Annotated in this window: 17 protein-coding genes; 16 read left to right on the top strand and 1 reads right to left on the bottom strand. The window is 63.2% G+C overall.

What is annotated here, in order from left to right:
- Positions 1-445 precede the first annotated feature (445 nt).
- The 10 genes from Q0331_RS06970 to Q0331_RS07015 all read left to right on the top strand — a co-directional run bounded on the left by Q0331_RS06970 (position 446) and on the right by Q0331_RS07015 (position 11,101).
- Positions 446-1,027 (top strand): ECF transporter S component, encoded by a 582-nt coding sequence (locus tag Q0331_RS06970; RefSeq protein ID WP_224783742.1) that lies wholly within the window; start codon positions 446-448, stop codon positions 1,025-1,027.
- A 107-nt stretch (positions 1,028-1,134) separates the two neighbouring features.
- Positions 1,135-3,336 carry an ATP-binding cassette domain-containing protein gene (locus Q0331_RS06975; protein WP_298075695.1) on the top strand — a complete coding sequence of 734 codons (2,202 nt, stop codon included), beginning with the start codon at positions 1,135-1,137 and terminating at the stop codon, positions 3,334-3,336.
- Between the two features lie 344 nt (positions 3,337-3,680).
- The gene (locus Q0331_RS06980) at positions 3,681-4,250 is read left to right on the top strand and encodes an AMP-binding protein (protein ID WP_298075696.1); all 570 of its coding nucleotides are present in this window, start codon (positions 3,681-3,683) and stop codon (positions 4,248-4,250) included.
- Complete coding sequence (locus tag Q0331_RS06985; RefSeq protein ID WP_224783744.1) at positions 4,247-4,465, top strand: hypothetical protein; 219 nt, start codon at positions 4,247-4,249, stop codon at positions 4,463-4,465. The genes Q0331_RS06980 and Q0331_RS06985 overlap by 4 nt, the downstream gene beginning before the upstream one ends.
- The gene (locus Q0331_RS06990; protein ID WP_049189759.1) at positions 4,462-5,505 is read left to right on the top strand and encodes an ATP-binding cassette domain-containing protein; all 1,044 of its coding nucleotides are present in this window, start codon (positions 4,462-4,464) and stop codon (positions 5,503-5,505) included. Before Q0331_RS06985 ends, Q0331_RS06990 begins: the two co-directional genes overlap by 4 nt.
- The gene (locus Q0331_RS06995) at positions 5,502-6,254 is read left to right on the top strand and encodes an ABC transporter permease (protein WP_070438218.1); all 753 of its coding nucleotides are present in this window, start codon (positions 5,502-5,504) and stop codon (positions 6,252-6,254) included. Before Q0331_RS06990 ends, Q0331_RS06995 begins: the two co-directional genes overlap by 4 nt.
- Complete coding sequence (locus Q0331_RS07000; RefSeq protein WP_070438221.1) at positions 6,251-6,988, top strand: ABC transporter permease; 738 nt, start codon at positions 6,251-6,253, stop codon at positions 6,986-6,988. Before Q0331_RS06995 ends, Q0331_RS07000 begins: the two co-directional genes overlap by 4 nt.
- A gap of 107 nt (positions 6,989-7,095) precedes the next feature.
- A complete protein-coding gene (locus tag Q0331_RS07005; protein WP_298075697.1) occupies positions 7,096-7,596 on the top strand; it encodes a class I SAM-dependent methyltransferase in 501 nt (166 codons plus the stop codon).
- The gene (locus Q0331_RS07010; RefSeq protein ID WP_298075698.1) at positions 7,593-9,371 is read left to right on the top strand and encodes an ABC transporter ATP-binding protein; all 1,779 of its coding nucleotides are present in this window, start codon (positions 7,593-7,595) and stop codon (positions 9,369-9,371) included. The genes Q0331_RS07005 and Q0331_RS07010 overlap by 4 nt, the downstream gene beginning before the upstream one ends.
- The gene (locus Q0331_RS07015) at positions 9,368-11,101 is read left to right on the top strand and encodes an ABC transporter ATP-binding protein (RefSeq protein ID WP_038626225.1); all 1,734 of its coding nucleotides are present in this window, start codon (positions 9,368-9,370) and stop codon (positions 11,099-11,101) included. Before Q0331_RS07010 ends, Q0331_RS07015 begins: the two co-directional genes overlap by 4 nt.
- 229 nt (positions 11,102-11,330) lie before the next feature.
- Here the strand turns inward: Q0331_RS07015 and pth are convergent, their stop codons facing one another.
- Positions 11,331-11,939 (bottom strand): aminoacyl-tRNA hydrolase, encoded by a 609-nt coding sequence (gene pth, locus Q0331_RS07020; protein WP_288818694.1) that lies wholly within the window; start codon positions 11,937-11,939, stop codon positions 11,331-11,333.
- A gap of 158 nt (positions 11,940-12,097) precedes the next feature.
- On the opposite strand from pth, the gene Q0331_RS07025 reads away from it, so the two are divergent.
- The 6 genes from Q0331_RS07025 to Q0331_RS07050 form a co-directional block, all read left to right on the top strand.
- The gene (locus tag Q0331_RS07025; protein ID WP_141762945.1) at positions 12,098-12,979 is read left to right on the top strand and encodes an ABC transporter substrate-binding protein; all 882 of its coding nucleotides are present in this window, start codon (positions 12,098-12,100) and stop codon (positions 12,977-12,979) included.
- On the top strand, positions 12,979-13,977 hold the full coding sequence (locus Q0331_RS07030; RefSeq protein WP_070834099.1) for an iron ABC transporter permease: 999 nt from the start codon (positions 12,979-12,981) through the stop codon (positions 13,975-13,977). The genes Q0331_RS07025 and Q0331_RS07030 overlap by 1 nt, the downstream gene beginning before the upstream one ends.
- The gene (locus tag Q0331_RS07035; RefSeq protein ID WP_288818692.1) at positions 13,967-14,950 is read left to right on the top strand and encodes an iron ABC transporter permease; all 984 of its coding nucleotides are present in this window, start codon (positions 13,967-13,969) and stop codon (positions 14,948-14,950) included. Before Q0331_RS07030 ends, Q0331_RS07035 begins: the two co-directional genes overlap by 11 nt.
- Positions 14,951-14,956: 6 nt before the next feature.
- Complete coding sequence (locus tag Q0331_RS07040) at positions 14,957-15,742, top strand: ABC transporter ATP-binding protein (protein WP_048759789.1); 786 nt, start codon at positions 14,957-14,959, stop codon at positions 15,740-15,742.
- A gap of 21 nt (positions 15,743-15,763) precedes the next feature.
- Positions 15,764-19,075, top strand: coding sequence for an IucA/IucC family protein (locus tag Q0331_RS07045; protein WP_298075699.1), 3,312 nt, complete (start codon positions 15,764-15,766; stop codon positions 19,073-19,075).
- A partial coding sequence (locus Q0331_RS07050; protein WP_298075700.1) for an MFS transporter occupies positions 19,068-19,894 on the top strand: 827 nt, incomplete at its 3' end. The genes Q0331_RS07045 and Q0331_RS07050, both read left to right, overlap by 8 nt.

A 19,894-nucleotide genomic window follows, 5' to 3' on the forward strand; every position in this document is an offset into this window, starting at 1 on the left:
CGACGTCGAGGCCGATGATGATGTCGGGTGTTGTGGACGGTTCCATGATGGTGTCCTTCTGTTGCGGCTGGTCGCCGGTGTCTTGGATATCCGTTGCAGGCACCCACGTTACGACGAGACCTCTGTTTGGTCCGTGGCCCTATTAGCTGTCAGCGGTTGTCCCCGGTGTCCGGTGGCAATATCCCCGGATTATGGAAATGTTCACGCAGATAAGCCATACCGGGCACGGTGACCGCGCCCCGTGAGGGGGCACCATCGTGGTAACGGGGGAGGGGGTAATTTCAGTGAATTGAGCCTTGCGTAAGGCGATAAGCAATGCCTAACCTAATGCTGTTTTAGGTGGTGTTCCCGATCGGGAACCGGCAACGGAAGCGAGGCGGCGACGATGAACGGAAAACGTGGATCGACCGGAGAGCCCCTCTCCGGAGAGGGAGTCGGGGACGCGGTGGCGTCGCAGACGGATGACGGGCGGTTGGTGCACGTCGCACCGGTCGCAGCGGGTGGCCGACCATCCACCCGCGACATGCTCGTCGCCGCCGCGATCGGCGTTGCGGGGTCTCTCATCATCGTGCCCCTGACCTACCTGCAGGTGTTCGCCGGCATCGCCCACGTTTATCTCGTCGCGGCGACGCTCGGGTTGTGGTTCCTGCAGTGCGTTGTTCCCCTCATCGTCGTCCGCAAGCTTGGCGCGAGCCTCATCGCGTGCCTTGCCATGGGCGTCGTGTCCGCGGCGACCACCCCGTTCGGCGTCGCCGCAATCGGGGCGCTGATTATGGAAGGATTGCTCATCGAGCTTCCGTTCATGGTCACCCTGTACCGGCGGTGGACGCGTCCCCAGTTCGTGGCCTCGGCGATGTTGTTCTCCGCGCTGATGGGAACGATGGCCCCGCGCGCAGTCGGCGTCGACTCGCCGACCACGCCCATGACCCTGATCAGCTTCGCCGTAGCCTTGGCATCGAGCTTGGTGTTTTTGGTCCTGGGCTTTGCCGTCGCAAAGGGGCTTCGCAGCCGCGGGGTCACCCGGTGACCGGCGGAGCACCCGCGTGCGCCGGTGCGACACGCGGGACGGCCCCGTCCCGGTTACGGGTTAGGGGCGCGGGCGTGCGGCACGCCGATGGGCGATGGGCACCCGACATGGTGGATCTCTCCTTCGATTTCGGCACGATCAACGCCATCACGGGACCCGTGGGATGCGGAAAGACGAGCCTGGCCCACCTCATCGCTGGACTGATCCCCTCGCACATCCCCATCGACCATGCCGGATTCGTGCACATCATCGATGCCGACGGCACCGAACGCCCCGTGGACGGGGACCGGGTCACCCTCGTTGGGCAAGACCCGGCGACGCAGGTGCTCACGCTCCGAGTCGTCGATGACGTGGCCATGGCCCTCGAGTTTTCCCTCGTGGAAGCCGGTATCGTCGCCAAGCGATCAGCCGAGGCTCTATCGGAGGTCGGGCTGTCAGAGCTCGCGGAGAAGGATCCGTGGGCTTTGTCGGGCGGGCAACGCCAGCGGATGGCCATCGCCGGTGCGGTGGCCAGGGCGCCGGAGGTCATGATCTTCGACGAGCCCGCGGCCCACGTCGACGAGGACGGTCGCCGGTCGCTGTTCGCCGCCATCCGTGATTTGCGGGCCCCGGGGCGCGTCATCCTGCTCATCGAGCACGACCTCCGCCCGTTCGACGGGTGGGTCGACACAGTGACAATCCTCGATGCGGACGGGAGCGTCGCCGCCCACGGAGCGCCGGATGGCATCGCGGTGAAGGGCATTGCGACGACGGCCGCGACCGCCGGAACGCCGGACGCCAGTACGCCGGGCACGGGGGCGCCGGACCGTCCCGATCCGGAATCAGAGGCGGATGCCGTTCCACTGCTGGCCTTGACCGGAACCCACGTGGCCCGAGGCGGGGAGAGGATCCTGAACGGGGCCGATCTGACACTGGAACGGGGCGAGATTCATGCCCTAGTCGGTGCCAACGGAGCCGGTAAGTCCACCTTGCTGGCGGTGCTGTCGGGCCAGATGAAGGCGGGAGCGGACCTCCGGATTGACGGCGCGTCCGCCCGGCGCGTCCCCGACGCCTTCGCGTCGTTGGCGTTCCAGAACCCCGAGCACCAGTTCACCCGCGCGACCGTCGCTGCGGAAATCGACTCCGCGCTGGCCGGCACGGACCCGCACGGACCACTCGGCACCGATGAGCTGCGGAAACTGCGGGAAGCCCTGTGCCCCCGGGCACTTGACCCCGTCTCGCCGTTCGTCCTGTCGGGCGGACAGAAAAGACGGTTGGGCATCTTCCTGGCGGTGGCAGCCAATCGCCGTTTGCTGCTTCTCGACGAGCCGTTGGCGCACCTGGATTCGCCGAGCTCGCGCATCGTACTGGATGCCCTAGCGGAATACGCCGGGGCCGGCGGAACCGTTGTGTTCACGTGCCACGACCGCCGTGCCGCGCGAACGTGGGCGGATCGGGCGAGCATCGTCGCCGAAGGGAAGGTCGCCTGGTCCGGTCCCGCAGCCGACGTGCCGGCTTCCCCTGAGTCGTCCCGGCGGGATCGCGCACTGCCCGCGGCCGGCGCACGGACGTCCTTGGACGAAAGCCCCTGGACCAGTGGATCCGCCGCTCGCAGGCGCGCGGGGTTGAACGCCATCACGATTGTCGCGGCGGTGATGCTCGTCCTCGTCGCCGGGCTGCTCTCCGGCGGAGACGCCGTTCTCGCTCTGACTGGGGTGGCGTTCCTCGCACTCGCTGCGATCGCGGAACGCGACGTTCGGGCGACGGCGGGGAAGGTCCTCCTCGTCCTGTTGATCGGGGTGTTCTTCGGCCTGCTCGGGTGGCGCTCCGAGTTCTACGGCGGTGGGGATCCGGCGGAGGCTGTCCGCCACGGCATCCATCACGGACTGCTGCTGACGGCCGTGTTTGCGGGGACGGTCCTGGTCTCCGCGTGCATGCGCGTCGAGGAGCTTTTCGACGCCATGGTGCAACGCCTCCGGGTGCCCTACACATGGTGCACCATAGCGATTTCCGGGGTGAGCATCGCGGCGTTCCTGCGCAGCGAAATCCCCCATCTGACATGGGCGATTAGATTGCGCTCAATGCGACCGGGGCAGTCTTTCCGCTCCGGCTTCATCCGCGCGACGACGCCCGCGCGCATCGCCTTTCCCCTGTTCGTCAGCGCCGTGCGCTGCGCCGAAAAGCTGTCCCTGACCCTGGCGATGCGCAACTTCGGCCGCCATCCGCGGCGCACCTTCCGCACCGATTACCCCTGGCGAGTGCGTGACGGGTTCGTGGCCGCAGCGTCCGCCGCGGCCTTCGTCGCCGCCCTGGTGTCCGCAGTGACTTGACGGGCACCCGGAACCGGCGGGTCCCGGGCCCGCGAGCGTTTCCGAGCTTGTGCGGAGACGCGCCCCACCCAGTTTCGTCACCCTTTCAACCCTTCAGACACATCCGCCGGGTCACGCCATGCGGCCCGGTCCGCCCGGCACCGGCATGGCGCCGACAACCGAAAGAGGTACCAATGAACACGATCCGGACCATCAGCGACGTGCTTCGGGACAAGGCCGATGAGACGAAAAAGGGGATCACCTTCGTCGAGAATCGGCGGGACGTCTTCGTCCCGTATGGCCGGGTCCATGCGGAGGCGGTGGCAGGCCCGGTTGACGTCGACAGGGTGCGGACGCTCTCGGACATGATGCCCGGGGCCCCGATCCTGGTCGACGAACGCAGTCACACGCTGCTCACCGGCGCAAACGGTGCCGTGGTCGTGGGCGAGGACCGGCTGCTCGACGTGTCCATCGTCAATGACGCTGCCGCGGAACCGGGTGCGGCGATGCCGGGTGATGCTGAATCGGACTTCTCTCAGGCGGGGGACGTGGATTCCGGGGATGGCTCCGGGGCGGTCCCCGCGTTCCCGGTGCGAGGTGGGACGGCCGGCGAAGCCCTTATCCAGTTTTCGTCCGGCTCCACGGGATCGCCAAAGGGCGTCATCGTAACCAACGAGTCCGTGCTGAACGGTCTGCGCGCGACGATCCCACGCCACGCACACCGGTACGAGAACAAGATGCTCACGTGGCTACCTTTGACCCACAACCTTTCGCTGATCGGCTTCCACGTCTACGCCCTTTTTCGTGGTTACGACCAGGTGTTGCTGCCGGTTTCCGAGGTGGTCGCCGATCCCCCGAGGTGGTTCGAGGCCGTGACCAGGCACCGGCCGAGACGACCGTCGTCCGGGCGACCGGCCCGGGTTCCTACAAAATGACCGCGGCGATTGCTGCCGCCACCGTTGTGGCGGTCGCGGGGAAGCCGGTCGCGCCGGGGTGCCGGGATCTCGTCGGCCACCCCCGGCTCCTCGAACCGGTCCTCGCCTTCGCCCGCGATGCGGGCATCCATATCGAGGTGCCGCATGACAACCCGACCACGGGGCCGCTGCCGACAGCGGCCCACTGCGATACCAAAGGAAAGGGGAAACGATGACGGATCAAGCTGAACGAGGTGCGGCGATTGTCGTCCGCGACCTCACGAAGAGCTACCCGATTGCGGGCAAAGCGGGCACCCCGCCCGAAGGCGGGGCAGGTGCCCCGCCGGACGGCGGCCGCAAGGGAAAGCGCGGTGCCCGGATGCGCAAGCATGTGCTCGACGGCGTGAGTTTCACCGTGCCCACCGGGGCGATCGTGTCGTTCCTCGGCCACAACGGTGCAGGCAAGACCACCCTCATCCGAATCCTGTCGACGCTCATCACCGCCGACTCCGGCGAGGTGAGCATCTTCTCGCGCGATGTGAAAGAGGACCCGGCGGGCGTGCGCGCTGACATTGCCACCACCGGCCAATTCGCGGCGATCGACGAGAACCTCACCGGCCGGGAGAACCTGGAGTTCTTCGGGCGGCTGCGCGGACTCGACCGCGCCGCCGCGGCCGCCCGCGCGACGGAACTGCTCGCGCAATTCTCGCTCGCGGACAGTGCCTCGACGCTGGCGTCGGCCTATTCGGGTGGCATGCGGCGCCGCCTCGACATCGCCGCGTCGCTGTGCGTCGTGCCCAGGCTGCTGTTCCTCGACGAACCCACGACGGGGCTGGACCCGGTCAGCCGCGAAGAGCTGTGGGGCTTCATCCGGCAACTGCGGGACGACGGAATGACCCTGGTGCTGACCACCCAGTACCTGGAAGAGGCGGAGGCGCTGGCAGACCACGTCCATCTGCTCAAGGATCGCCGCATCGTCGCCAGCGGAACGCCGGAGGAATTGCGCCGCGACTTCGGGTCGCACGTGCTTCGCGTGTCCTTTGCCACCGCCGCCGAGGCGGAGGCGTTCGCCCGCTGCCTCGGGGGAACGTGCCTGGACGGCGCCCGCGTCGCGGGGAAGTCGGTGTCCCTCGACGTCGACCCCGGACCGCGGGTCCTCGAGGCGGTGGCGCAGGCGATGGAGGCCTCGGAAGCGTCGCCGGATTCGCTGAGCGTGTCGCCGCCCACCCTCAACGAGGTGTTCATATCGATGAACGCAGGGGGTGCGGCGCGATGAGTGCGACGTCGGTCGCGGCGTTTCTCCGTCGGGATCTGCTGCTGTTGCGACGCAACACCGCGTCGCTGATCTCCATGTTCGTAGTTCCGCCGCTCTTCCTGCTGTGCCTGTACGCGGTGTTTGGGTACTCGGCGGGGCAATCCGGCTTCGGGTACCTGCGTTTCGTGCTCGGCGGCTGCCTGTTCCAGGCGGCGATGTTCACCGCCGCGGCGTCGGCGATGGCGGTGGGACAGGACGTCGAGTCCGGGCTCGTTGACCGCGTGCGCGTGTTGCCCGGGGCCACAGGCGGCTATGTCGCCGGCAGGCTCGCCACCGATGTGCTGCGGATGTCCGCGTCGATCGCGGCGCTGCTGGTCGTCGCGTGGTCCTGCGGCCTCGACATGGCTATCGGTGACGTCGCGTGGACTGTCCTGTGGTCGCTGCTCGCCGCGGCGGTCCTGTCCCTGGTCACGGACGGGGTGATCCTGATGGTGCCCGCCCCGGTGTCGACGGCCTCATCGATCCAGGCGCTGGAAATGCTGCTGCTCATGTTCTCCACCGCGTTCATTCCGGCGACCGCTTTGGACGGCTCCCTTCGCGACGTCGTGCGCCACATGCCTTTTTCGCCGGTGATCGAGGTGATTAGGGCGGCGTCCCCGGACGCCTTCCCGGATCGCGCCGGGGAAGAGGCCGCCCTGTGGCTCGGTGTCGCGGCGGTCGCCGGAATCGTCCTGTTCATCCGCCGGTTCACCTCGAGGAGCGAATCATGATCGGCCCCATCTTCGTGCATCTGCGGCGCATTGCCCACATTTGGCTGCGGCGCCCCGACTTCTGGTTCATGACGTTCATTGCTCCGCTCGTGTACCTGTTCATCGTCAACCGCATGTTCGGTGGCCTGGTCAGGCAGCTCACCGGAGAGTTCGAACTCCCGAACGCGGTCATCCTGGTCGTGACGGCGTGGGCGTTCATCCTGGCCATCACGGGATCGTCCACCGTGTTCGTTGAACGCAGCAATGGCCTCCACGAGCGGTTGATCACCATGCCGGCGCCGTACGCGGCCGTGCCGGCCGCACGGATCATCGCCGAGTTCATCCGGATCATGGCGATGACGGCCGTCGTCGTGGCGGTGGCCGCCTTGCTTTCCGACAGCCCCCCTGAGGCGTCCTGGTGGTGGAGGATCGCGATGACCGGCGCGATGGTTGCCGCGGCGGCCGCATGCACCGGCACGTACATCGCGTTCTCCATCACCAGCCCCCAGGGCTCCGTGGCCCTCATCCCGTTAATCATCGTTGCGATGTTCGTCAACACGGTGCTCATGCCCGCCGACCACTTCCGTCCTCTCCTGCGCGGAATCGCCGGGCACACCCCCGTATCCGCGGCCGGCGAGGCCGTCAACGGCACCGGGGCTGCGGGTCTGGTGGTCTGCGCGGCCTGGTTCTTAGGCATCGCCGTGCTCGCGGCGTGGGGCATCGCCGTGAAAACGAGGCCGGGGGAGTCTGCATGACGGGCACGTCCACGGGGGCATCGCCGCCGACGACGGCCCGCGAACCCGAGCACCTAACCCGAAACCGCCGCGTGGACGCGGCCCACACACCCCGGAGACAGAACCAGATGAAGTCGATTGCCCAGATCGTCCAGAACAACCGCAGACTCCTCGCGGCCTACCAGGACAAGGTCCAGCCGAGGTTCCTCAGCCGCTATGCGCGTGAACCGATGGACGCCGCCGCCGTCGACGGGCTCGGGGCCCGGACGGAATTCCACGTCGCCGACGTCCTCGCGCCGCTCGCGGGAGAGCCCGGCGGGGCCGATGAAATCTGGGTGTGCGGCGCGCTCCACCAAATGAAGGATGCGGGTGCCGCGCTCGGCAGGGTCGCCAGGCTGCGCGCCGACGGCGGCATCGCTTACGTGCAGACGTTCGCCGAGGATCCCGACGTGAACGAGCGGGTCGACATGGCCGTCATGGCGAAGATGGGCCACCGGGTGTTCCGGGGCAGCGAGCTCGAGGACCTAGCCGAAGCCAACGGGCTGAAGCTGGGCGGAGCCTCACGCGCCGGCATGGTGTACTTCTGCACTCTCGCGAAGAAGAGCGCGATCGGGGAGGCGGGCAAGTGAGCGCCGTGGACGGGACCGTCGGCCCGTGGTCGCTGCTCGCCCCAATCCGGACCCGGATGCGTGCGGTGGTCGCGTTGTCCGCCCTGTCGTCGGTGGCTACCGTCGCTTCGCTGGTCGGCATCATCGACATCGCGATGACGTACCCGGAGGCCCCGGCGCATCGGACGTGGTTGGCCGTGGCTGTCATCGTCGTCGCCGCGACGGTGCGCATGGTCGCGGACGGCGCCGCCGGCATGCTCTCGCACCGGGCGGATAACGACCTGCAGCTCCACCTCCGGCGCCGGCTGGTAGCCCAAATTCGGAAGTTGCCGCTGGGCTGGCTGGACGCCCGGCGCTCGTCGGGAATCATCGAGTCGGTTGAGAAGGACGTCGCGGCTGTCCACCAGCTCATGGGCCACACCGTCGGTGAGACCGTGGTGGCGGTGTTGGTTCCCCTGCTTTCCCTCATCGCGCTCGTCGCGGTGGATTGGCGGATCGCGGCGGTGGCGGTCGTCCCGGTGCTGGTCACCTTCGCCCTGATGGGCGTAATGATGTCGCGTGGCGCCGGCCTTCAGCGCGACTACGAGCGAGCCTCCGAAGGAGTGACGGCCGCGGTCATCGAGTTGGTGCGCGGCATCCCGGTGATGAAGTCCTTCGGACGCGCCAACCAGGGCTCGGGCCGCTACGATGCCGCGGCGTCGTCGTTCGTCCGCGCGTGGTCCGCCTGGTCCCGGCAGTCGAACATCTATCTTGGGCTCATCGACGTGGTGACGTCTCCAATCACGGTCCTCGCAGTGGTGTGCGGCGCCGGCCTCGCTCTGCGGGACGCCGCGGGCGGCACACCGGAGGGTCTCGTCGCCGGGCTGGTTCTCGGCCTTGGACTCTCCGCGGCGATCGTGCGGGTGGCCATGAACTCCGAACCCATCATCGCGGGGATCGCGGCCCTGAAATCCATCGCGGAGGTGCTGGGCACGCCGCCGATCGCCGAGCCCGCCGATCCGGTGCCCGCGCGCGGGGGCGCGCTCGAGGTCCGGAACCTGGTCTTCTCCTACGGGGATGGGCCGCGGGTCCTCGACGGGATGTCCGCGACGTTCGAACCGGGGACCCTCACGGCGTTGGTGGGGTCCTCCGGTTCCGGAAAGTCCACCGTCGCCCGGTTGTTGGCGCGTTTCCACGACCCCGTCGAAGGCTCGGTGCTGCTGGGCGGCGTTGATCTCCGCGACATCGCTGTGCGCGACGTGCACCGCTCGGTGTCGGTGGTGTCCCAGGATCCGCAGTTGCTCACGCTGCCGTTGCGGGAGAACATCCGGCTGGCCAGGAGAGACGCCACCGACGGCGACATCATGGCGGCCGCGAAGCTCGCCAACCTCGATACGGTCATCGCGGCGCTGCCGAAGCGCCTGGATTCGGTGGTCAACGTCGACGTGACCTTTTCCGGTGGCGAGGCGCAGCGCGTGGCCATCGCGAGGTCGATCGTCACGGACGCGCCGGTGCTCATCTTCGACGAGGCAACCGCTTACGCGGATCCGGCTTCCGAGGCCCTCATCCAGTCCGCAATCGAGCGTTTGGCCCGTTCGCGGACGGTGATTGTGATCGCGCACAGGTTGAGCACGATCCGCAACGCCGACCGCATCCTCGTTCTCGATGGGGGAGCGGTCGCGGAGGCAGGTACCCACGACGAGTTGCTTGCGCGCGGTGGCCGCTACCGGGATTTGTGGCGCGCGTTCGCGCTCGACGACGAACCATCCGCCCCGCGGGGCACTGAATCAGACGATGAAAAGGCGGGGAACCGATGATTCGGGACTTGTGGTCGATGACGGATCGGCGTTCGAGAATGACGCTGGCGTGGCTCATTGCGTTGGCCGCGCTTGCCGCGCTGGCCCAGGGCGCGGCGTTCGTCGCGCTGCTGCCGCTGCTGTCGGCTCTGGCCGAGGGGGATGATGCGACGGCGTGGCGTTTCACCGGCGTCATCGCCGGCCTCGCGGCCGCCCATGCGGTGCTGTCTCTCGCCGCGGGGACGGTGGGCAGGGCGAATTCCGCAGCGGTGCTCTCGTCCCTGCTGCGTTCCCTGGGCGAACGCGTGCTGACGTTGCCACTCGGGTACGTCACCAAGTCCACGGCCGGCCGCTTTTCGGAGATGGCGTCGTCGGGTATCGCGTTTGCGGCGTCCGTGCCGCACGTGATCCTGCGGCCCGTCATCGCCGCGGTGGTTGCGCCGACCGTCATCGCCTTCGGAATTCTGGCGGTGGATTGGCGCGTCGGTTTGGTTCTCGTCGCGTCGGCGCCGGTGATCTTCTTCGCCTACCGAGCCATTGGCCGGGTCGGCGGGGAGTCGGACGAAGCGCATGCTGACGCCGTCGCTGCCGTCTCCGGCAGGTTGATCGAGTTCACCCGCTGCCAGCAGGCGATTCGCGCCGCGAGCGACGGTTCGGCGGCGGACGCGATGGTGGATGAGGCGATCCGGGCCCAGCACGATGCGTTCGCGAAGGCGACCTCGACGCAGGGGGCGGCCATCGGACGGTTGAGTTCGGTCGTCCATGCGGTGTTCACGGCGGCGGTAATCGTCGCCGTGGCAGTCGCCGCGACGGGCGGAATGGCGCCGGCGCATTTGGCGCCAATGCTCATCGTGGTCGTCCAGTTCACCGGACCGATCACCACGGCGGGAGCGTTGTCCGGCGGTTTCGGTGCGGGTCGCAACACGTTGGCTGCGTTGCGTGACCTGCGGGCAATCCCCGCCCTTCCCGAACCTGCCGCACCGGAGCCGCCCGACGGGCATGACGTGGAGTTCCGCGGCGTGAGCTTCGGGTACGGGGATAAGAAGGTTCTCGACGGCGTCAGCTTCCGTGCACCTCAGGGAGCGCTGGTTGCCGTAGTGGGACCGTCGGGGGCGGGCAAGACGACAGTCATGCGGCTGTTGTCGCGTTTTCATGATCCGGACTCGGGGGAGATCCTCATCGGCGGGGTGCCCTTGCCTCGGATCGGCACCGACGGCGTGAACTCGCTGGTGACCCCGGTGTTCCAGGAGACGTTCCTTTTCGACGCGTCCGTGCGGGACAACGTGGTCTTCGCCGACCCCGAATTCGGTTCCGGGCCCGGTGACGGGGACCGCTTGCGTGAGGCCGCCCGGCGTTCCGGGGTGGACCGCATCGTGGAGCTGCTGCCTTCCGGGTGGGATACCCCGGTGGGGGAGGAAGGGACGCTGCTGTCGGGAGGCGAGCGGCAGCGCCTCGCCATCGCCCGAGCGCTTTTGAAGGATTCCCCGGTGGTGCTTCTCGACGAGCCGACATCCTCGCTGGATGCGGCCACTGAGCGGGCGATCGTCGGCACTATGGAGGCGTTGCGCGGCGATCACACCGTGATCGTCGTCGCCCATCGCCTGCACACCGTCCGCGATGCCGACCTCATCGTCGTGCTTTCGGAGGACGGGACGGTCGCAGAACGGGGTACGCACGATGAATTGCTGGCGAAGGGCGGTCGCTACGCCGAGTCGTGGGCGTGCCGGACGGGGAGCTCCCCGGGCGCCTGATCCTCATCACCTGGTTGATGCCCTCACGGGCGCCCTGCCGCAGCTTCCCGAATCCCACCGCCAGGCGCTCGGTGGACAGAGCGAAACCGCCGACGAAAACGCCGAGCAGCACGAACACCGACGAGCTGTAAAGACTGAAGCTCCCGGGAACGCGAAAATAGCCCCCTTTTCTCATCCCAGTGAAAGTTGGGAGGGAAGGGGGCTCGTTGCTGCCATTTGCCTCTATCTGCTACCGCCCGTGCACCTGGTTCTGAGCAATCTCCAGCCCGTGGCTGGCGATTAGCTCCACTGCCTCCGCCGCGGTGGGCAGGGTGAAAGCGAGTTCCTCGCGCTCCTTGGCATTGAAGTTACGCAGCACGTAGTCAGCGGGATCTTGGCGGCCCGGAGGTCGGCCAATGCCAATGCGCACCCGTATGTAGTCCTTCGTGCCCAACGACTTCGTGGTCGAGCGCAGGCCATTGTGACCATTTTCGCCACCGCCACGTTTGAGGCGGACCCCGCCCGGGTCCAGATCCAGCTCATCGTGGACTACGACGACGTCGGTAGGTGCCACGTTGAAGAACTTGGCCAGTGCCGCAATCGGCCCACCCGACAGATTCATGTACGTCCTGGGCTTAGCCAGAATCACCTGTCGCTCGCCACCATCGGAGGTCTTAAACCGAGTCTGCACAATCTCAGCGTTGGACTTCTTATGCACGCTAAACGACGAGGGCATCGGAGAAGTGCGGCTGGCTAGTTCATCTAGCACCAGATGGCCGACGTTATGACGGGTGAGTTCATATTTGGGCCCAGGGTTGCCGAGCCCCACGACAAGCAGGGGTGTGGTGGAGGCGTTCATGAGTTCAATCTTGGCACACGGGCCGGGTTGTGGAGAACAGGCAACTGCGGGGGTAGAGGCCGGGGCTAGTCGAATGAAAAGTGAAAAATAAGTGGTTGCGTTAGGTTAGCCAATGGTTGCAAAATTAGGTCATGCTAAATTACTTAAATCGAATGAGCATGGCTGAACCTCGCCGCGCACGATTTTTCGCCGCCATTATTGCAATGAGTCTCGCCCTGGTGTTTGTCCTGGTCGGATGCGCTGATGGGCAGGAATCTAATGGTGACTCTGCGGCAGAAGAGAAGAAAGACGCTTCCTCTATCCGTGTAGTAGCTCTCGACTGGCGTTACGAGGAAATTCTTTACGCACTTGGTGTTAAGCCGGTCGGTATTGTAGAGATTGGCAAGTCCGCCGCGCCTAAAACCCTCGAGGGCAAGCTCGACGGCATTACATCGGTGGGGCAGGCGAAACAGCCGAACTTGGAGGTCATTCAGTCGCTTGAACCGGACTTGATTCTGGCAAGCCCGACACGGCAGGCATCCATTATGGATCAGCTGAAGGAAATTGCTCCGACCGAAGCATACGGTGACACCTCCTATACCGAGGTGCTCGATGCGATGGATGACATTGCGACCAAGATTGGCGCTGAGGACAAGGCTGCAGAAGTCCGCGCCCGCATCGAGGACAAGGTGGTAAAGGCAAAGGAGAAGGTCGCGCCGGGCACGCGAGCAGCCGTCGTTGGTTGGTCCAAGAACACCCTCTACACTTGGGTCAAGGACTCCTTCGCAGGTTCTCTCCTGACCGCTGCTGGTTACGAGTACGGCTACGATGGAGAGAAGTCCGCCATCGAGTCCAAGACTGACGTAGCCGAGCTGACCGGTGACAAGCTCCCGGGAATGAAACTCGACGTTATGTACCTGTACAACGATATTGAGGGATTCCGTTCCAGCCCGTACGCAGATGTCGTAAGCAACATCGTTGACGTTGATCAGGACACTTGGTCACGCTCCCGCGGTCCGCTGGCCGCAGAGGCGATGTTGGATCAAATTATCAATTCCTAATGAAATTCCGTGCCTTTTGGGCATGCGTACTCATCTGTGTAGTAACTGTCGTGGCAATTAGTTTCTACCGACTATCTGGACTGTCAGCTCCGGCTAATGCCCCGCAGCTCTATCCGGAATTACGCAGCCTTACCCGTGATCGACTTTTAGCAGCTGTGATCGTCGGCGCCAGTCTCGGTGTCGGCGGCGTTCTGCTGCGTACCGCAACTGCCAATCCGCTGGCTGACCCGCAAATTACCGGAGTTAATTCCGGTGCTGCATTTGGCGCTGTTGCGACTGCGTTCGTAACTGGGTCTGCGACTGGTGCGCTGCTTTTGCCCGGCGCGTTAATTGGTGGTGGCGCGGCGGCAGCATTCACTATCTCTTTGAGTATGCGTGGATCTAGCCCAGAATCTGGCGGTGCAAACGCGATTCAAAAGATGGTTTTATTGGGCATTGCTGTGTCGGCCATATTTAGCGCGCTGACATCAATCTTCCTCGTCTTGGATGAAGCTCAGCTGACTACCGTATTGGCCTGGCTCAATGGTCGTCTCGCCGGAGTTCGCCTGCCGGACCTGGTTCCAGCCCTAATCGCCTTGGTGCTCATCTTTCCTGCCTTTGCCGCAGGTGGGCGTGCCCTAGATGCCCTCGGTGCCGGTGATGCAGTCAGTAGGTCTATCGGTGCGAATCCCGCGCGTGTGCGTGTCGGATCAGTTGTCGGGGCTGTAGTACTGACCGCCACATGTGTAGCGGCCGCGGGGCCGATTGGTTTTCTGGGGCTGCTTGCGGCTGTCGTCGCGCAGCGAGTAGCGGGTCGCACGCACAGGCGCAGCCTGGTGGCAGCTGCCGTCGTAGGCTCGGCCACGCTTCTCATCGCGGATAGCCTGGGGCAGTGGCTGTGGGCCCCCGCGGAGACTCCGGTAGGCATTCTCACCGGTATTGCAGGCGCTCCGCTGCTGCTATGGGGAATCCGTTCGATCAGGTCTGCACGTCAGGGAGGTCGCAGGCGTGGTTACTAAGAGTCGCTTTGCCCTAGTGCTCCTCGTCAGTTCATTGTTCCTCGTGCTGGCTTGCCTAGTCGGTATGGGGATTGGAGCAGTTCAGAAGTCGCTTCCCGACGTTATTGCCGGGCTTCTTTCCGGAGAAAATCTCTATTGGCGCTACAGAATGCCACGCATAGTCGTGGGCGTGCTGGCGGGTGTGGGGATGGCCGTGGCAGGAAGTTTGCTTCAGGTCGCATTGCGTAACCCGCTAGCGGCGCCGGACACTCTAGGAATTACTGCTGGAGGTGGCCTGGCGGCGGTCGTCGCACTTCTCGGTTTCGGATCTCTGCCAGCACTGGCACTCACCCCAATCGCGTTCGTTGGTTCCCTTCTCGGGGGATTGACGGTTTTTGCAGCGGCTGGTCGGGCAGTGGCTGATCCTGCGCGTTTGGCGCTGACAGGCGTGGCTGTATCTGTGGGGCTTGCTGCTGTGACACAGCTGCTCCTTGTGCGTGTGGCGCCAGAGGCCGGTGCCGCGATGACTTGGCTGAAGGGTTCTCTATATGCGCGCACCATGTCGGATGCGCTTACCGTTGCCCCCGTCATCTTTGTGGGGACAGCAGTGGCATTGGTGTTCGCGCGCCACTTCAACACCCTGGTACTGGATGATTCAACGATAGTCAGTATCGGTGGCCGTTTTAACGTGCTGCGAATCCTAGCGCTGATGGTCGCAGTGGCATGCGGCTCCGCGGCGGTAGCAGCAGCGGGTGTCTTGGGATTCGTCGGGCTGATTATCCCGCACGCAGCGAAGCTGTTGGTGGGGCAGAATCTTGCGCGTCAGATTCCCGTGGGCGCCGTGGCGGGTGCAGCTCTGGTGGTCGCTGCTGATGCTGCGGGGCGCTGGGCGTTTGCTCCGACGGAGATTCCCGTGGGGGCGTTAATTGCAATTGTCGGAGCGCCCTATTTCATCTACCTGGTTCATCGAGTAACGAGCGTGAAGAGGAAGTAGAAACTTATGACAGACTCTCTTACCTGTACTGAAGTGTCGGCGGGCTATGGCGCAGAGTTGATTGTCAAGGATGTCACGCTGAAAATCCCGCACGGGAAAATTACGGCTCTTATCGGTCCTAACGGCAGTGGAAAATCGACCCTGCTGAAGGTGCTTGGCAGGCAGTTGACACCTGAACGTGGAGCCGCAGAACTGGACGGTCGCCGAATCTCCGAATTTGGGGCTCGTCAGTTCGCCCGGCGCCTGTCCTTTCTACCGCAGCAGCCTGTGGTTCCGGATGGGATGACAGTTCGCGAGCTCATCGCTTTCGGCCGCTACCCGTATTCGGGAGCTTTTGCGTCGTTAAGCGCCGAGGATCACTCGGCGATTACGCAGGCGGCCCGGCAGACCGGAATTGAACAATTCCTTGATACGGATGCGATGGCGCTGTCCGGTGGGCAGCGGCAACGAATGTGGATTGCCATGACCTTGGCTCAGGACACCGATATTATGCTTCTCGATGAGCCGACGACCTTTCTCGATCCCGCGCACCAGCTGTCGATTCTTGACTTGGTTCAGGAACTAAACCGTAAAGGGCGGACGATTGTAATGGTTGTCCATGACATGGCTCATGCGGCGAAGTACTCCGACTATGTGGTTGTGATGCGCGATGGACGCATCGTTGAACAGGGCCCGACGCGAGAGACTTTCGATTCGGCTTTGATTCGACGTGCATTTGGAATCTCGTCGCTCATGGTTGAAGATCCGGAGACTGGGCGAAATCTTCCAATCGCCTATGGCGTGCATAAGTAAATTAGGGTAGCCTTACCTTCTGTGTTGCCAAATGTGTATGTAAATAGTGACAGTTGTGAAGCCGAAATTAGGCGACGACTCGTTTCAGCTCTCCGATCCGAGCGTCTCCTGATTCAAGAAGGAAAGTCAGTTCAACAGGCCGAACGCCTCATCGACAGTGAGCTAACTTCAGCAGATTTACTTAGGAGACTCGCTGAAGAGCGCTTGCTCAGCATAAATCCAACGAACCTCGACCGAGCCTGTGCTGAAATCTCCGATAGTGTGGCAGGCCTGCGCCGAGCTCGTCAGGGAATAGTTCGGCGTTGGGGCGTAGGGGACTCCGGAGCAGGTTATTTCGCACTGGTGGATGCATTGCGTCGGCGTTCGGAAAAACTCTCGGGTGAAGCTGGAGCCTCTGCTCTTCTCTCTCGGTGTGAACAGCTAGTCTGTGACGGCCACCCGGCGAGTCCAGCAGCGAAGACGTCGCTCGGAATTGGCAAAAAATGGTCCGACGTCCTCCCCGAACAGACCGAATCTATCCAACTTCGCTTCGCCGCTGTGAACAACGCGCGGGTGCATGAAGTAGGGCTGCCCACGCTGGAGGCTATTCGCAGCCACTTACCACGCCTTGCCTCGGCGCTGGCATCAGAGCTAGAGCGACGGCGAATTAGCGGATGGTCCGTGATTCCAGTCCACCCGTTCCAATGGGAGAGAATCATCGCATCCGAGTTCAATAACGAAATCGCTAATGGCGAAATCATCTTGCTGGACACCACTGCCTTTGCCGAGCCCCTAATGTCGGTTCGCACTCTCCGAGTGTCGGATGGAAAGGGGGCGATGCACATCAAGGTTGCGGTTGAAATTCAGCTCACAGGGGCGGTTCGAGGTATTTCGGCGGGAGCGGTCGCGGCACCGGTTATCTCGGAAAAAATTTCTGAGGTGTTGGAGCTTGACAGCGGGTTTAACCCGCGGAGTAGCGACGATAAGCCGGGATTTGTCGTCGCAAGAGATATTGCTGCCGTGCGGTGGGATGCAGACTCAGGACTGCGAGCGCACTGCTTTGGCGCCGTATTCCGAGAGGATCCCACTGCAGACCTTGAAGCTGATGATGTGGCCATGCCGGTGGCGACGCTTCTTTCCCGCAATCCGCTGTCGTCTCGTCCCATTCTGTGCGATCTCTTCGATGAATTGGGCAACGAACCAGGTGTATACGAAAAGTGGTTCCGGGAGCTGGGACGGCTCCTCTTCGTGCCAGTCGCAGCGCTGCTGGCACGGTGGGGTATCGCGGTGGAGCCGCACCCGCAAAACACTGTGATTGTGCTGCGTGATGGTTGGCCGGAGCGCATAATCGTCCGTGACTTGGGCGGGTGCCGAGTCCTCGAGCAGGGGCCCATCGGACGTACTTCAGTAGGGCAGCAGCTACGAGGAACCGCGCTTGTCGAAGATGACCCGATCCGGCTTGTGGATAAAGCCTTTTATCCACTTGTCGCGAACCTTTACCGTCACCTGCACTTAGCAGCCAATCTTCCCGCACCTACGCGTCGTAGGATTGACCGGGGCAATAGTGAATTGCTTGCGGAGGAGTACTGGCGTATCCGTGCAGCTTTGCTGGAGTCTGTGGAGGACGGCGGCGAAAACATCAGCGAAATCGTTTTTCGGAAGTTTCTCGGTTCCGAGGTGCCGATTAAGCGGGTGCTCGGTATGCGGCTAAGTGGCGCGGTCACAGAACAGGACTATGTCTATGAACTAAATCCACTCGCTGCTATTGAATTGCTGGACAATAAGCACTTCTGTCAGCGTATTGAGCCATGGCTGAGCTGGGCTGATGAGACTCTCCGACACCGGATTGAGAAATCGGCCGCCGAAGAGGAACTTTCCGACGATGCCCTAGTCGCCCTGCAACCTGATATCTCCAACGCCCGGGAGAACTTGGCGTTGGTTCGAGCTCAAGTAAGTCGACGGATTGGGGACTGGTCCGGTAGCTTCTGGGAGCTGCTGCGTCCCTTGCTGTCTCATGAGGCGACAGCGGCCGCTGATTCTTTCTGTATTTCTGGGCATAACGTACACCCGTTGGCCAAATTACGGCGTGGTTTTAGTACAGAGGAATCGATGCTCTATGGCCCAGAATCGGGCGGCACGGTTGATCTCAGATTCGTCGCCGTCGATCGAGGCATGGTGGAAATGTCCAAGCCCGGGGCCAGTGGGGATTTTGAGCAGCTTCTGGAGCAGCATTTTCCGAAGCATATCGAAGCAGCAAAGTCTTACCTCGACCGAGCCCATGTTGCGGGCGACTACGCAATTATTCCGGTGCACCCCTGGCAACTACGCCACGTCATCACCGACGTCTACGAGGACGAAATTGTCGCTGGCAAAATTGTTGTGATTCCGCTGCTGACTCTTGCTGCCCGACCGACAATCCCTCTTCGCACCTTGATTCCGCACTCGCTGGGAGCTTTGGGTTGCAGGCCGTTTCTCAAGTGTGCTGTCGACGTCACCCTGACCTCGACCAGGCGGTCGATTTCCCAAAACAGCGCGCTGGGAACGCCTAGAGTCGCCGAAGTTGTTAGTGAAGCCGTTGAACGGCTGCGTCAGGAAGTAGGGCTGAACCCTCAGGTGACGGTGGTGCCCGAGCTGGCGGGAGTCGCACTGGCTCGCCGCGAAGAGGACACAAAGACTCGACAGAGGGGTTTATCGGCACTAATACGCGAAGATCCCTCGGTGTACTTGAACGACGGGGAGATTGCAGTGAGTGCTTCCTCACTAAGGGGTCACTGCGAAGAGGTACAAAGTCCATTGGCGGATATCGCACCCGGATTCTTCGATGACTACGTCTACGACCTCGTGGCAACGGTATTCGGACTCATGTTCTTCCACGGCATTTCCTTGGAGCAACATTTGCAGAACACAATGGTCAAGATTGACCTCAGCGGGGAGGCTCCAGTTTATCGAGGATTGCTCCTCCGAGACTTTTCCGGGCTGCGTGCGCTGGCTTCTCGGTTAGGAGCCAAATCGGCGCAGGCATTCGAAAAAGGTTCAATAACCCTGACCGACAATTATGAAGAGTTTCTGAACAAGGGATTCTACGCCTGTGTATTCGGCAATCTCGATGGAATCGTGCAGGAGTTCGCCAAGGCTCAGGGTATAGGCGAAGAAGCGCTGTGGCACCGCGTCCGAGTGCAGGTCGACCGCGTTATCTCGGAGTGCCGACTACCTATTCCTGTTCAGGATCTCGAGTGGATGGGGCGACCAACCATGAGACGCAAGGGATTTTTGTCTATGAGGTTGACGGAGACTGGTGCAGACATTTATGTTGACAGGGCAAATCCGCTGGTAGCGGAGTTGGTGCATGAGTGATAGACGTTTGAATTGGGCAATTCGAGTACTGATTGGGCAGGCTCTCCTGTCACGTATCGCAGCTGCGGCTGAACTAGTGGCGCTCAACTGGTGGGTGTTTCATACGACGAATTCAGCGACGATGGTGGGAATAATGACCCTCGCCCGCCTGGTTCCGCTCATCGTAGCCGGGCCACACCTGGGCGCGCTGGCCGACAGGTCCGAGCCCACCCGACTGCTGGCTGCTGTATTGGCCGTTGGGGCCGTGATGACTCTGGCATGTGCCGGAACAATGTATTTCGTTGCAGACTATCAGTGGGCAGTGTGGGCGGTTTTGCTTCTCGTGGCCGCGCGCTCAACGGTAACCTCGGCAGAACCAGCAATTCGCAATACCGTACTTGCGCGGATTAGTGCGGAAGCGGGACTGTTGAGGTCGATGTCGTCGCTGTCACTAGCACTGACAACATCGTTGATTCTTGGGCCTGGGCTCGCAGGAGCACTAATGGCAGGAGAGGGACCGGCACTTGTAATTGCAGTTAGTGGGCTTGGATTCGCTATCTCGGCAGTGCTGGCCCGTGCACTTCCACGGCAATTCCCTGTTGGCTGCGTGCATGCTCGAGCGAAGAAGTCGCCCTGGTCGGAGGTGCTAACTCAGGCGTGGAGCTTCCCCAGACTTGGAGCTCAGCTAGTTCTCGGTGCAGGTCCAATGCTGTGCATATTTCCCTACACAGCCATGCTGCCAATCCTCGCCGATGTGATTTTCGACGAAAAGGCGGAGATGGGAATCGCCTATCTTTCTGCGTCTTCAGGTGTCGGAGCAGTCACCGGAGCACTCTGCCT

This window comes from uncultured Corynebacterium sp., assembly GCF_937999985.1.
In the GTDB taxonomy this organism is placed as follows: Bacteria; Actinomycetota; Actinomycetes; order Mycobacteriales; family Mycobacteriaceae; genus Corynebacterium.